The sequence below is a fragment of the Stenotrophomonas sp. YJH_SMC_91 genome (assembly GCF_059368495.1).
The window spans coordinates 1-13083 of the sequence record NZ_JCAFRT010000001.1; the positions used below are offsets into that span (position 1 = coordinate 1).

The 13083-nt window shown below is 68.0% G+C and carries 10 protein-coding genes and 1 pseudogene; 7 read left to right on the top strand and 4 right to left on the bottom strand.

Going from position 1 to position 13083, the window contains the following annotated elements:
• A partial coding sequence (locus tag AC5P5X_RS00005; RefSeq protein ID WP_146257439.1) for an integrase core domain-containing protein occupies positions 1-127 on the top strand: 127 nt, incomplete at its 5' end.
• Between the two features lie 87 nt (positions 128-214).
• Here AC5P5X_RS00005 and AC5P5X_RS00010 read toward each other — a convergent pair.
• Positions 215-958 (bottom strand): basic secretory protein-like protein, encoded by a 744-nt coding sequence (locus tag AC5P5X_RS00010; protein ID WP_005410969.1) that lies wholly within the window; start codon positions 956-958, stop codon positions 215-217.
• Positions 955-4299: a GH92 family glycosyl hydrolase gene (locus tag AC5P5X_RS00015; protein ID WP_111189351.1), complete on the bottom strand. Its 3345-nt coding sequence runs from the start codon at positions 4297-4299 to the stop codon at positions 955-957. The genes AC5P5X_RS00010 and AC5P5X_RS00015 overlap by 4 nt, the downstream gene beginning before the upstream one ends.
• 421 nt (positions 4300-4720) lie before the next feature.
• On the opposite strand from AC5P5X_RS00015, the gene AC5P5X_RS00020 reads away from it, so the two are divergent.
• From AC5P5X_RS00020 to AC5P5X_RS00035, 4 genes and pseudogenes are all read left to right on the top strand, one after another.
• On the top strand, positions 4721-4918 hold the full coding sequence (locus tag AC5P5X_RS00020; protein WP_111189352.1) for a zinc-finger domain-containing protein: 198 nt from the start codon (positions 4721-4723) through the stop codon (positions 4916-4918).
• 15 nt (positions 4919-4933) lie between these two features.
• Entirely contained in the window at positions 4934-6049 is a 1116-nt protein-coding gene (locus AC5P5X_RS00025; RefSeq protein WP_111189353.1) for a glycosyltransferase, read from the top strand.
• Entirely contained in the window at positions 6030-7361 is a 1332-nt protein-coding gene (locus tag AC5P5X_RS00030) for an O-antigen ligase family protein (protein ID WP_049396209.1), read from the top strand. The genes AC5P5X_RS00025 and AC5P5X_RS00030 overlap by 20 nt, the downstream gene beginning before the upstream one ends.
• A gap of 149 nt (positions 7362-7510) precedes the next feature.
• A pseudogene (locus AC5P5X_RS00035) lies at positions 7511-7875 on the top strand (transposase).
• 42 nt (positions 7876-7917) lie between these two features.
• Here the strand turns inward: AC5P5X_RS00035 and AC5P5X_RS00040 are convergent.
• A complete protein-coding gene (locus tag AC5P5X_RS00040) occupies positions 7918-8835 on the bottom strand; it encodes an LpxL/LpxP family Kdo(2)-lipid IV(A) lauroyl/palmitoleoyl acyltransferase (RefSeq protein WP_043034051.1) in 918 nt (305 codons plus the stop codon).
• 60 nt (positions 8836-8895) lie between these two features.
• On the opposite strand from AC5P5X_RS00040, the gene waaA reads away from it, so the two are divergent.
• Together waaA and AC5P5X_RS00050 are read left to right on the top strand one after the other, a co-directional pair.
• A complete protein-coding gene (waaA, locus tag AC5P5X_RS00045) occupies positions 8896-10194 on the top strand; it encodes a lipid IV(A) 3-deoxy-D-manno-octulosonic acid transferase (RefSeq protein ID WP_005414416.1) in 1299 nt (432 codons plus the stop codon).
• 216 nt (positions 10195-10410) lie between these two features.
• Positions 10411-11628 (top strand): amino acid transporter, encoded by a 1218-nt coding sequence (locus AC5P5X_RS00050; RefSeq protein ID WP_111189354.1) that lies wholly within the window; start codon positions 10411-10413, stop codon positions 11626-11628.
• A gap of 87 nt (positions 11629-11715) precedes the next feature.
• Here AC5P5X_RS00050 and AC5P5X_RS00055 read toward each other — a convergent pair whose 3' ends face one another.
• A complete protein-coding gene (locus tag AC5P5X_RS00055; protein ID WP_005410961.1) occupies positions 11716-13074 on the bottom strand; it encodes a TolC family outer membrane protein in 1359 nt (452 codons plus the stop codon).
• Positions 13075-13083: the final 9 nt, after the last annotated feature.

Below are 13083 nucleotides of genomic sequence, written 5' to 3' on the forward strand. Positions count from 1 at the left end.
CCAGCGCAATTCCGTGCTGACCCAATGGCTGCACCACTACAACTGGCACCGCCCTCACATGGGGATCGGTGGCCAGCCACCTATTTCCAGAGTCCTGCTGAACAACGTGGTGGGTTTACACAACTAACAGTCGACTCTACCCAGTCGACTCTACCCAGTCGGCTCTACCCAGTCGGCTCTACCCAGCCGCCGCAATACCCAGTTGATCGCCCAGTCAGCGCCGCTTGCCGCGGCGCGCTGGTGCCGGCGGCGGTGCATCCGAACGCGGCTTGGCATACTGCGTCCACAGCGCCGGCAGTGCCTTGCCGGTGTGCTTCTGCCACAGCGCCGGCGTATAGCGGCCGTCGCGCAGGGCCTTGTCCAGCGCCAGCACCAGGCCGGGATACTCGGCCTCGGCCCATTTCAGGAACGCACCGGTCACCCGGTAGCCGCTGTCGAAATTCTGCCCCTTCTCGACCTTGCCCGGCAGTACCCAGCCTGCGGCGGCATTGTCCATGCCGTAGCGGTCGCGTGCGTAGTCGGCGATGCCTTCCACCAGCCAGCCCGGCACCCGTGCATCGCCGTAACCTGGATAGCCCTGCACGATGTGCATCGCCTCATGGGTCACCAGGTCGATGTCGTTCGGGTGCTGCGCCAACCAGCCTGGGTTGATGGTGATCGTCGCTGCCTGGTCCTTGTCGCCGACGAAGGCGATGCCGGTGTAGGCCGGATCGATCACGATGCGCACCATCGCCGGCGCGGCCGGGTGGAAGTCCGCGCGTTCGCGCAGGTAGGCGAAGAAGAACGTATCGATCACCCGCTTGCGCTGCGGCGCGGCCAGGGCGCCACGGGCGTCCTGGTAGTTCAGCGTCACGCCGTCGCGGGTCAGCTGCGTATCGAACGCCTGGGTCTGGCCGAAACTTGAGAAGGACAGGGCAACAAGGGCCAGAGGCAGAAGACGGTAGCGCATGCCGCTCATTGTACGGTGCCGGCCGCCAGCAGTTCGATCTCCGCCAGTGGCAGCCGTGCCGGTGCCGCCAGGCGCAGGCGGTATTCGCTGTAGCGGCCGGGTCTGGCGATGCGGAACGGACGGGTCTGGCGGGCGGATTCGAAGTCTTCGCCGCTGCGCTGGTCGAGCACGGTCCAGCTGCCGCCGCCGTTGCGCGCCTCCAGCGTCCACTCACCGCCCTGGATGCGGCCGTCGCCGCTGGTGAGCGTGTACATCGTCGGCGTGCCGTCGCTCAGTCCGGTCAGCGCGATGGTTGCGCCGCCGCCCAGGCCCACGGTGGTGCTCGCATCGTCATCGACCAGTGCGGGCAGGGCGCGGCCATCGGCCAGCGTCGCCTTCGCGCCGCTGCCGAGCAGGTCGTGCAGCAGCTGCGGGCGCTGGCCGCGCGCGGTCAACGAGCGCGGCACATCGTCCACGCCGCTGCCCCAGCGCGAGGGACGGGGTCCCATCACGAAGTCGAGGGTCGCGCCCTTGGCGATCAGGTCGTGTGGCACCCAGGTCTTCGTCCACGGCTTGCCGTTGATCTTCAGCGACTGCACGTAGACGTTCTCGCGCGAGTTGTTGGCCGCGTTCACGGTCAGCACCGCGCCACCCTGCAGCTCCACGCGTGCATGCTCGAAGGCCGGCGAGCCGATCACGTACTCCGGGGCGCCCATGCGCAGCGGGTACAGGCCCAGCGAGGCCAGCACGTACCATGCCGAAGTTTCGCCGTTGTCCTCATCGCCCGGATAGCCCTGGCCGATCTCGCTGCCGACGTACAGCCGCGACAGGATTTCGCGCACGTGCTGCTGGGTCTTCCACGGCTGCCCGGCATACAGGTACATCCACGGGATGTGGTGCGCCGGCTGGTTGCTGTGCGCGTACATGCCCATGCGTACGTCGCGCGCTTCGGTCATCTCGTGGATGGTGCCGCCGTAGGAGCCGGCCAGTGCCGGGTCTGCGGTTTCCGGCGTGGCGAAGAAGGTATCCAGCTTCGCCGCCAGCTTGTCGCGGCCACCGTACAGCGCGGCCAGGCCTTCGCCGTCATGGGCGGCAGTGAAGGCGAAGGTCCAGCCGTTGGATTCGGTGTAATCGTGGCCCCACACGCGCGGGTCGTAGTCCTTGGCGTCCACGCGCCAGCGGCCATCGGCCCTGCGGCCCTGGAAGAAGCCGGCGGCAGGGTCGAACATCGTCGCGTAGCTGGCAGCGCGGTGGCGGAAGTAGTCGGCTTCGGTGCTGTAGCGCTCGCGTGCGGCGGGTGCGGTCGCGCGCTTGGCCAGCGCATCGGCCATGTTGGCGATGCCGAAGTCATTGAGTGCGCCTTCCATCGTCCACGACATGCCCTCATGCACGTCGGCGCTGGCGTAGCCCCGGAAGGTCGAACGGTCCATGCCCTTGCGGCCGACATGGCGGTCGGGTGGTACCACGGTCGCGTTCTTCAGCGCGGCGGCGTAGGCCTCGCCCGGATCGAAGCCGCCGACGCCCTTCAGCCACGCATCGGCGAAGGCCACGTCCGAGCTGGTGCCGACCATCAGGTCCGCGTAGCCCGGCGATGACCAGCGCGCGATCCAGCCGCCAGCGCGGTACTGCTCGATGAAACCCTGCACCATCTGCCCGGCATCGTCGGGCGTGAACAGCGCGTAGGCCGGCCAGGTGGTGCGGAAGGTGTCCCAGAAGCCATTGTTGACGAACACCTTGCCATCGCGCACGGCGGCAAAGGTGCGGGTCGCGCTGCCCTCGGTGTTGTCATCGCTGGCGCTGGCCTGGTTGGCGTAGCGCCACTCCGGTGCGGCGGCGCTGCCCACGTTTTCATGGCCGGAATTCGGGTACAGGAACAGCCGGTACAGGCTGGAATACAGCGTGGTCTTCTGGTCGTCGCTGGCATCGCCGATGTCGAAGCGGGCCAGGCGTGCGTCCCATGCATCCTGCGCACGGCCGGCCACGCTCTCCAGCGTATCGGTGGCGGCGATTTCCAGCGCCAGGTTGTGTCGTGCCTGCTCCACCGAGATCAGCGAAGTGGCGATGCGCATGGTCACCCGCCGGTCGCTGCCGGCATCGAACTTGATGTAGCCGGTCGGGCGGCCGGTGTCGAGGCGCCCACTGCTGCGCCACGGCTTGTCGAAGCGGGCCACCACGTACATGCGGCTGGCACCGTTGGACAGGCCGCTGCGCGTGTCGGTGTAGCCGGACAGCGTCTGCGTGGCGGCATCCAGGTTCAGGCCGCCACGTGCATCGACGTTGTCGAACAGCAGGTTGGCGTCGCCGTCCTCCGGGAAGTCAAAGCGGAACAGCGCGGCATGGTCGGTCGGCGCGATCGATGCCGCGACGCCGTTGTCGAAGCGCACGTCGTAGCGGTAAGGGCGGGCGCTTTCATGGCTGCGGTCGAACGACAGGGCACGCTTGCGGCGGTCAGCCTCCGGCACGCCACGACTGGCCGATGGCATCACCTGGAAGGTCTGGCGGTCGCCCATCCACGGGCTGGGTTGGTGGCTCAGCGCAAGCGCCTGCAGCTGCGGACGGTTCTGCGCGTCGTTCTGCTCGTTCCAGCGGTACAGCCAGTTCAGCGCACCGGCATCGGTGACCGGGGTCCAGAAGTTGAACCCGTGCGGCACCGCCGTGGCCGGGAAATTGTTGCCACGCGAGAAGGTGCCGTTGGCCTGGGTACCGCGGGTGGTCAGCACCCAGTCGGAGACGCGCGCTGGCTGCTGCCGTGGCACGGTGTCCAGGCGAACGTCATCAATCCAGCCGGAGACCGGTGCGCCGTCGGCACTGGCCACCTCCAGTTCGATCGCCACCACGCGGCGGCCCTTCAGCGCGGGCACATCGCCCAGCCGCACCGCCTTGCGCGCCCATTGCTGCGGGTACAGCGTCTTCGAGTCGCCCTGCGCGCGGGCGCCGAGGGCCACCCCATGCTGGTCACGCGCAGCGCCGGCCGAAACCCGACTGCCATCGTCCAGCAGCAGGTCCAGAGACACATAGGTTGACGCCACGGTGTCCTTGCCGACGATCTCCGGCAGCACCAACCACGACAGGGTGGTATCGGCCTCGATGGTCACGTCCGCCTTGAACAGTTCGCGCCGCACATTGCCACCTTCACTGCTGTAGCGCAGTGCGTGCAGGCCGCCGTAGCCGACATTGCGCTTGGCGGCGTAGGGCGCCGCAGGGCCATTGCCGATCGTGACCTGCAATGCGCCTGCGGCCGGTGCCGGAGCCGGCTGGCCCGGCTCGAACGAGCTCTGCAGTCCCTGTGCCAGCACCGGCATCGCGGTAGTCGCACAGGCCAGGGCCAGGGCGAGCGGAAGCAGGGCGCGGCGTGGATCGGACAGGGTCATGCAAGGGTCTCCCGGAAGGGCTGGCGGCGGGCAGAACCCGCATCGGCGGACACCACGGACAGCATCGCTCCGCCCGCCGCGATGGCAGTGGAAGAGGCGATGCCGGTCCGGTGGGGGCGGGCCATGCGATCGGGTCGGATTGGGGTAGGCCGGTTCACGACCTGGCCCGATCCTGCAACAGCCGTGGCAACCTGACAAGTGCCATTTAGTTCGATCCAAATGCGGTAAATATCGTTGTCGGTGGTTTCCCGGGGTGAATCTGCAGGATCGGTCGGGCATTCCCGCCGGCACCTCATCCCGAAGTGGCATGCAAGGTCGCAGGGAATCGGCCCGGTACGCGCAAACACCCGTTGCGGCGCAATGTCGGGGCGGCCTGGATGCTAGAATCACAGGCCTCGTAACCCGTTCATCGACATCCGCCATGAGCCATACCGCCACTGCGCCCGCCAACGCCGAGAAGCGCTACACCGTGCACCGCAGCGATCTGCCGCTGAGCTGCCCGACCCCGGAAATGGCGCTGTGGAACTCGCATCCGCGCGTGTACCTGCCGATCAAAGACGAGCCCAATGGCGAAGCGCAGTGCCCGTACTGCGGTTCCGTGTTCGTGCTGGCCGACTAAGCGGCCGCCCCTTCGATGCGCCGATTGACCGTGGTGCAGTTGCTGCCGGCGCTGCACTCCGGCGGCGTCGAGCGCTCGACCCTGGAAATCGCTGCGGCCCTGGTCGCCGCCGGCCATCGCGCGCTGGTGGTTTCCGCCGGTGGCCGCCTGGTGCAGCCGCTGCTCGACAGCGGTGCCGAGCACCTCACCCTGGACATCGGCCGCAAGTCGCTGCTGACCCTGCGCCACTTACCGACCCTGCGTCGCTTGTTTGCCGAGGTTGGTGCGGATATCGTGCATGCCCGCTCGCGGCTGCCGGCCTGGCTGGGCCTGTACGCAATCCGTGCCCTGCCTGCCGCGCAACGCCCGCACTGGGTGACCACCGTGCATGGGCTGAATTCGCCCAGCCGCTACAGCGCGGTGATGACCAGCGGCGAACGCGTGATCTGCGTGTCCAACACCGTGCGCGATTACGTGCAGCGGCACTACCCGACCGTGCCCGAACAGGCATTGCAGGTGATTCCGCGTGGCGTCGATGTGGCCCAGTTCCCGCGCGTGGCGCGTACCGATCGCCGTCCGCGGATGGCGCTTGCGGCAGAGTACCCATGGCTGGCGCAGGTTGAAGGCCCCTTGCTGCTGTTGCCGGGGCGTGGCACCCGCCTGAAGGGCCACGCACACGCATTGCAGCTGCTGGCGGATGTGCGCGCCGCCGGCGTGCCGGCACAGTTGTGGATGCTGGGCACCGATGAACCCGGCCGTGAAGCCTACGTGGCGGACCTGCGCCGGCAGGCGGCCGCGCTCGGCGTGGCCGAGGCCGTGCACATCAGCACGCCGACCGCACGCATCGCCCAGGCCTACGCGGCCAGCGACCTGATACTGCAGCTGTCGGATAAGCCCGAAGCGTTCGGCCGCACCGTGGTCGAGGCGCTGTCGGTGGGCCGGCCGGTGCTGGGTTGGGACCATGGCGGCGTCGGTGAGCTGCTTCGGCAGCTGCAACCCGCAGGTGCCGTGCCGCTCGGCGATGCGCGGGCATTGGGTGAACGTGCGCTGGCCCTGCTGGCCCAGCCCCCGTCCTTGCCGACCCGCATCCCGTTTACCCTGCAGGCCATGCAGCGCGATACCCTCCGCCTCTATGCCGACCTCGCCGGCTGACCCCGCCGTCATCGTGCGCGACGACCGCGCCGGGCGCTGGGCGCCCTGGTGGGTGCTGGCGTACGTGGCGATGTGGCCGTTGCCAGGCATCGCCGAAACCGTGTTGGGCCTGGGCGCGCTGTACGCGGCGGCGCGCATGGTGACGCGCCGCCTGCAGCGCCGCCCGCATCTGTTGAGCACGGCGGCCTGGGCACTGACTTCGATCCTGTTCCTTGGTTACTGGCTGCCGCAGGCATTCTCCGCATTCGATGCGATCGATCCGGCGGCCTCGTGGACCAAGGCTGCTGCGGGCCTGCGCTATCTACCCTTCATGTGGCTGGTGGCGATCGCAGTGGCTACGCCGGAGCGGCGGCGGCTGACCTTCGCGGGGCTGGCACTGATCACCGGCGCATGGACGCTGGATGCGCTGGTGCAGGCGGTGGCCGGCACCAGCCCATGGTTCTGGTCGCTGGAACACCTGAAGCTGGCGGTCAGTGGCCACGCACTGTGCCCGGCCGACGAGGCCGCACTGGCAGATCGCCTCAGTGGCGCACTGGGACCGTGCAACCTGAAGTTCGGCCAGGTGCTGGCCAGCCTGTCGCCGTTCCTGCTGCTGCCCGCCGCGCGGCGCTTTGGCAATACGGGCTGGCTGCTGGCTGCGGCAGCGCTGGGCAGCGTGCTGCTGTTGGCCGGTTCGCGCGCCTCGTGGATCACCTTCGCGCTGGTGCTGGCCTACAGCGGCGTGCGCCAGTTCGGCTGGAAACGGCTGGCCGCGCTGGCGCTGGTGGCGGTGCTCGGCGCCGGTGCGCTGACCGCCAGCGTGCCGCAGCTGCGCGAGCGCTTCGCGCGTACGGCCATGGCCCTGGATGGGGGCGAGCGTGGTGTCGACGAGGCCCTGTCAGGGCGCGCGCGGATCTGGGAAGCCGCCGCCTGCATGATTGAAGAGCACCCGATCAATGGCGTGGGTGCACGTGGTTTCCGCGATGCCTATCCCGCTTGCGTGGCGGAGGAAGGGCCGGCCGTGTGGGGCAATGCCCCGGCGCTTCATGCCCATCAGATCGTGCTGGAAATCCTCGCAGAGACTGGAGTGATTGGTCTGTTGCTGTGGCTGGCGGCGGTGGCCCAGGCCTGGCGCGCATGGCGCTACGCGCCGGCAATGGCCCGCGAACGCGCGCGTCCGGCGATGCTGGCGCTGGCGGTGACCGTGTTCCCGCTGAACACCCATCTGGCGTTCTATTCGGCCTTCTGGGGTGGCCTGACCGTATTGCTGGCCGCGCTGTTCGCCGGCAGCCTGCTGGCGCGCGACGCGGACGACACGCCGACGGCGGTGTGATCGTCCATCCAGCCTGGCGTGGCTCTACTGCGCGTACCGAACGGAGATTGCTGTGGTGGATCCACGCCATGCGTGGATGGAGCTTTCCCGACGCAAACACAGGTAACCCACCACTACCTGTGTTTCCATGCGTATCGCACGCTTGAGGCATGGCCAGCCCAGGACTCCGCTACGGTCGATATTCCCGATCCGGCAACGTGTACTCATTGACCACGGCAACCCTTGGCCGTGAACCGTTGTTCGCGGATGCGGCGAACATGGCGATCCTGATCGACACCCTGCGCTTCGTCGAGCGTAGGGGCTTCAGCCACAGTCTCGCCTGGGTGGTGATGCCCGACCATCTGCACTGGCTGATGGAACTGCGCAGTGGCAGCGCGGCTATCACGACCATGCAGTGCGGACCGACGAATCACTTCACGAGAAGGCGATGTACATCCTGGCCAATCCGGTCCGTGCGGGCTTGGCGTGCGTGGTGGGGGAGTACCCGTACGCCTGGTGCCGCTGGCCGTTGTGAATCCCGGCACGGAATCGAAAAGCATCCACGCATGGCGTGGATCTACTTGTAGAAATCGCTCCGCCCGCCTGGCTGGCGCTTGAAGCGGCGGTGGATCCACAGGTACTGGTCGGGCGCCTCGCGCACCATCTCTTCGATGGCCTGGTTGACCCGCGTGGTATCGGCTTCCACGTCGTCGCTGGGGAAATTCTCCAGTGGCGCGCCGATCTTCAGGAAGTACGTCCCGCCTTCGCGGCGATGGAAATACGGGATCACCGCACAGCCGGTCATCCGCGCCAGCTGGTGGGTGGCGGTGATGGTCGAAGCGGTGTGGCCGAAGAACGGCACGAACACGGTGTCCTTGCCGCGCATGTCCTGGTCGGGCGCGTACCAGAGGAAGCCGCCCTTCTTCAGGTGGCGCACGGTGGCGCGGATGTCCTCATTGGCGAACATGGCCTTGGCGTAGCGCAGGCGGCCGAACTTCACCGCCCACTCGTACACCGGGTTCTTGTGCTTGCGGTACATGCCTGAAAGATCAACGTAGTCGCACAGCAGGCGCCCGCACATTTCCAGGGTCATGAAATGGCCGGACACCAGCAGCACGCCACGACCTTCCGCCTGCATCTGCCGCAGATGTTCCAGTCCTTCGATCTGCACCTGCGGGCGGATGCTGTCGATGCTGCCCCACCAGGCGCGGATGCACTCGAACACGCCCACACCCAGGGCATCGAAGCTGTCGCGCACCAGGCGCTGGCGCCAGGCCTCGTCCTTCTCGGGGAAGCACAGCTGCAGGTTGACCTCGGCGGCGCGGCGACGGCTGCCCAGCAGGCGCCAGGTGATCCAGCCGACGCCCCGGCCCAGCGCACGCTGCAGCATCCACGGCAGGCGGGCGATGGCGAAGGCGCCCAGCATGGCGGCGAACATCGGCCAGTTGCGGGGATCGCGCAGCGACGGGCGGACGGCGGTGGTGGCATCGGACATTGGCCCATTCTACCAAGGCGGCCGCGTGTCTTTCCCGGGGGGCTCCCGTATCCTTGCCGCATGCGTAAAGACCCTGTCGAATGGATCCTGCGCGGCCTGTACTCGGTCGTGCTCTACATCCTGCTGCCGATCACCGTGTACCACCTGGTCTGGCGCGGCTTCCGGGTCCGTGAATACTTCCGGCGCTGGGATGAGCGCTATGCCTCCTATCCGCAGCCCACCGGCCAACCGCGGGTCTGGCTGCACGCGGTCTCGGTGGGCGAAGTCAATGCCGCTGCGCCGCTGGTGAACGCGCTGCGCAAGGAGCGCCCGGACATCCGCTGGGTCATCACCACCATCACCCCGACCGGCTCCGAGCGCGTGCGTGCGCTGTGGGGCGACGCCCTGGACCACGTCTACCTGCCGTATGACGTGCCCGGCAGCGTCAACCGCTTCCTCGGCCACTTCCAGCCCAGCCTGGCGCTGATCCTGGAAACCGAACTGTGGCCGAACATGCTGTTCGGCTGCCGTGACCGTGGCATTCCGGTCTACATCCTCAACGCGCGCCTCTCGGCGCGTTCGCTGCGGGGCTACCGGCTGCTGGCGGCGTTGATCCGCCGCGCACTGCGCACGGTCACCTGCGTGGCCGCGCAGTCGCAGGACGATGCCGAGCGTTTCGTGCAGCTGGGTGCCGCGCCGGAGCAGGTGCAGGCGCTGGGCAACCTGAAGTTCGACATCACTACGCCGGACGTGCAGGGCTTCGTCGAGCAGTTCCATGCCCGCGTGCCGGCCCGGCGGCCGGTGTGGATCGCCGCCAGTACCCATGATGGTGAAGAACAGGCGGTGATCGATCTGCATCGTCGCCTGCGCCGGCAGCACCCCGACCTGTTGCTGCTGTGGGCGCCCCGGCATCCCGAGCGCTTCCCGAAGGTGGAGGCGCTGGCGCGGGAGCAGGGCTGGAACGTGGCAACCCGGCGCGCGAAGCAGTGGCCGGAGGTTGGAACCGATGTGTTCGTCATCGATACCCTGGGCGAGCTGATGCCGTTCTATGCCTGCGCGCAGGTGGCGTTTGTCGGTGGAAGCCTGCAGCCGATCGGTGGCCACAACCTGCTGGAGCCGGCGGCGATGGGCACCGCTGCGGTGACGGGCCCGCACCTGCACAACTTCTCGGAGATTTCCCGCCGCATGCGCGAGGCGGGCGCGCTGTTGATCGGCGAAGACGTGCAGGCGGTCGGCGAACTGCTGCAGCACCTGCTCGAAGATCCACAGGCACGCGAGGACATGGCGCGGGCAGGCTGCACGCTGATCAGCAACGGACGCGGTGCCCTGCAGCGTACGCTGGCGCTGGTCGGCCCGCACCTGCCGCCGCCTTGCCGCTGAGTCCGAAGGGCCGGCGCACGCGACGTGACTGTCGTGAAAGACCGCGTCAATTCTGCTTAGCGACCTGGAATCTGTCGTAGCGGGACCGTGAGCTTCCTTGCCAACGTGCCTGCCGTCACATCGTGATGCGCATGGCGCGTATTCCGATACCGCCTCCCGGCACAGGCTGTCAGTCTGCTGTCGACCGCGCTTGGGCGGATATCAAGGGAACTTGCGATGGACAGCGACAGCAGCCCCGGCATCGATGAGCCCGGGTACGGCGATCGCCTTGTGGTGGTGGCACTGACCTTGCTGCTGGGAGGCGGCGTGGTCGCGTTGGTCGGCCAGCACACCGCAGCCCAGGCAGGCCCGGCCATCGTCCTGAGCCTGCTGCTGGCCGCGCTGGGCACAGGGCCGCTGCTGTACTGCCTGCACGTTCTGAACCAGCAAAGGCCCGCTGCCGATGGCCTGCATGGCGTGGTGCGGGACTGCTGGGGAGGCGTGCCGGCCGTTCTGCTCGGTGGCGCGCTGCTGCTGGAACTGGTGGTGACTGCCGCTGGCGTTGCGCAGTCCGTCGCCAACCATCTGCATGTACTGCTGGCTGGTTGTGGAATCGAGGCCAGCAACGGGATGCCGGGTCAACTGATGGCTGCTGCCAGCCTGCTGTTGCTTGCAGTGGTCGGATTGCTGCGGCCACACCGTGTGGTGCTGGTTGCCTGCGTGCTGCTGACGGTGAAGGTCGGCGCCGGCCTGCTGTTGCTGGTGCTGGCAGCCCGCCATGTGCACTACGCGTACTGGATTCCATGGCTGCCGCCGGCAACGGCACCCTATCGCTTCGGGATCGGCGGTGTACTGGCGGCGAGCGTGCCGCTGTACGGTGTGTTCGCCACCGTTGGCCTGGCGCTGGGATTTCCTGGCGTCGGCAGGCAGGCGGGGGCACGGCCGCCGCTGCTGCCGGCGTGCGTGCTGCTGGCCATGGTGCTGCTGATCGTACTGGCCGCGTTGCAGGCTGGCCTGGTCGAATTTCCGGCCCTGGCCAGCACGCGGCCTTTGTCGGTCGCCCTGCAGCATCACCCGCAGTTGTACTGGGTGATGCCCTTGCTGCCGCTGGCGGGAGTGGCAGGGTTGGTGGCGCTCATCCTGGTGCTGCTGATGTTGGCTGCGCGGGTGGCGATGCAGCTGTGGCCGACGGCAGGTGACCGATCCCTGGAGTTCCGGGAGAGACTGGTGCCGGTCGCCGTCGTCCTGTCGGCGGCATTGCTGGCGTTGTGGGCGCCCATGGGCAGCCTGCCGGTACTGCCTGGTCCGGCAACCCTGTTGGTGATGGGGGCCGTGTGCGTGGCCGTGCTGCGCGGACGGGCACCGCGGTCACGCGCCCTGCCGGTGCTGGCTCCCGTCGCCATCGCACTGTGTCTGCTGGCCGCAGTCGAACGGATGCGGGTCTGGCCCGGCTGACGGTCGGTGGGTGCATGCTTCCGTCCGCGCGACCAACAAAAAAGCCACCCTCGCGGGTGGCTTCTTCGTGACCGGCAGGCTGACGACTCAGTGCGTGGTGGTTGCCGGGTTGCCCGCGTCCTGGGTCAGCAGGCGGTTGACGTCCTGCAGCTCGGCCACGTCCAGCGCACCCAGCGACTGGCTCAGCAGCAGGCGGTTCTGCAGGAAGGTGTAACGGGCCTGGGCGTAGTCCAGCTGCGCCGAGAACAGGATGCGCTGGTTCTGGATCACGTCCAGCACGGTACGGGTACCGACTTCCAGGCCGACCTGCGAGGCGTCATAGGCGCTCTGTGCCGAGACCACCGCCAGGCGGCGGGCTTCCACTTCGCTGATGCCCTGTACCAGGGTCTGGTAGGCATTGCGGGTGTTGCGGTCCAGGGCACGCTTCTGCTGCTCGTAGCCGTCCTGGGCAATGTCACGCTGGGCCAGTGCCTGGCGCACGCCGGACTGGGTAGCGCCGCCGGCGAAGATCGGCACGTTCAGGGTCAGGCCGATGCTGTTGGTGCGGGCATCGGGGGACAGCGAGCCGGAGCCGGTGCTGTCGCCCCAGGTCGCGGTCTTGCCCCAGCTGCCGCCCAGCGACAGGGTCGGGTAGTGACCACCACGCGCGGCCTGCACGCCGGCTTCGGCGGCGCTCACCTTCAGTTCCTGCGCCTTCAGCGCCGGATTCTGGGTGGTGGCCTGGTGCACCAGCTCATCGATGTTGCCACGGTTGGCCGGCACTTCCGGACGGAAGTCGGCCGGCAGGCCGCGCAGGTTGACCACCGGCTGGCCGGTCAGTTCGGTCAGGGCCTGGTAGTTATCGGCCAGGGTGTTCTGCGCAACGATGGTGTTGGCACGCGCCTGGTCGTACTGGGCGCGTGCTTCGTGCACGTCGGTGATCGGCGCCAGGCCCACTTCCAGGCGCTTGTCGGCGAAGTCGAACTGCTTCTTCGCAGCCGCTTCATTGGTCTGTGCGGCGTTCAGCGATTCGATCGCCACCAGCACGTTGAAGTAGGCCGCCGAGGTGCGCACGATCAGGCTGTCGTTGGCGGATTCGAGGGTGAAGTCCGCCGCCTTGCTCAGCTCACGCTGCGAACGCAGGTTGTTGATCTGGGTCCAGTTGAACAGCGTCTGGCTGCCATCGATCGTGTAATTGCGGCGCTTGTTGGTGAACGAGCCGGAGTTGATGTCGGCGTTCGGCTCGCTGCGCGTGCGGTTCAGCGTGGCCTGGCCGTTGATCTGCGGCAGCAGGGCGGCGCGGGCCTGCACGGCGCCTTCCTTGTCGACCAGCCGGGTCGATTCGGCGGCGGACAGCTGCGGATCGCCGTTGCGTGCCATTTCGTAGACCTGCAGCAGGTCGGCGGCATGGGCAGACAACGGCAGCAGGGCAGTGGCCAGCGCAACAGCGAGGGATCGGCGGATCATTGCGGCTTC

Excerpts from the sequence above, each read along its gene's own strand:
- AC5P5X_RS00010 (WP_005410969.1), bottom strand. The coding sequence starts at position 958 with ATGAGCGGCATGCGCTACCGTCTTCTGCCTCTGGCCCTTGTTGCCCTG.
- AC5P5X_RS00015 (WP_111189351.1), bottom strand. The coding sequence starts at position 4,299 with ATGACCCTGTCCGATCCACGCCGCGCCCTGCTTCCGCTCGCCCTGGCC.
- AC5P5X_RS00020 (WP_111189352.1), top strand. The coding sequence starts at position 4,721 with ATGAGCCATACCGCCACTGCGCCCGCCAACGCCGAGAAGCGCTACACC.
- AC5P5X_RS00025 (WP_111189353.1), top strand. The coding sequence starts at position 4,934 with ATGCGCCGATTGACCGTGGTGCAGTTGCTGCCGGCGCTGCACTCCGGC.
- AC5P5X_RS00030 (WP_049396209.1), top strand. The coding sequence starts at position 6,030 with ATGCCGACCTCGCCGGCTGACCCCGCCGTCATCGTGCGCGACGACCGC.
- AC5P5X_RS00040 (WP_043034051.1), bottom strand. The coding sequence starts at position 8,835 with ATGTCCGATGCCACCACCGCCGTCCGCCCGTCGCTGCGCGATCCCCGC.
- waaA (WP_005414416.1), top strand. The coding sequence starts at position 8,896 with ATGCGTAAAGACCCTGTCGAATGGATCCTGCGCGGCCTGTACTCGGTC.
- AC5P5X_RS00050 (WP_111189354.1), top strand. The coding sequence starts at position 10,411 with ATGGACAGCGACAGCAGCCCCGGCATCGATGAGCCCGGGTACGGCGAT.
- AC5P5X_RS00055 (WP_005410961.1), bottom strand. The coding sequence starts at position 13,074 with ATGATCCGCCGATCCCTCGCTGTTGCGCTGGCCACTGCCCTGCTGCCG.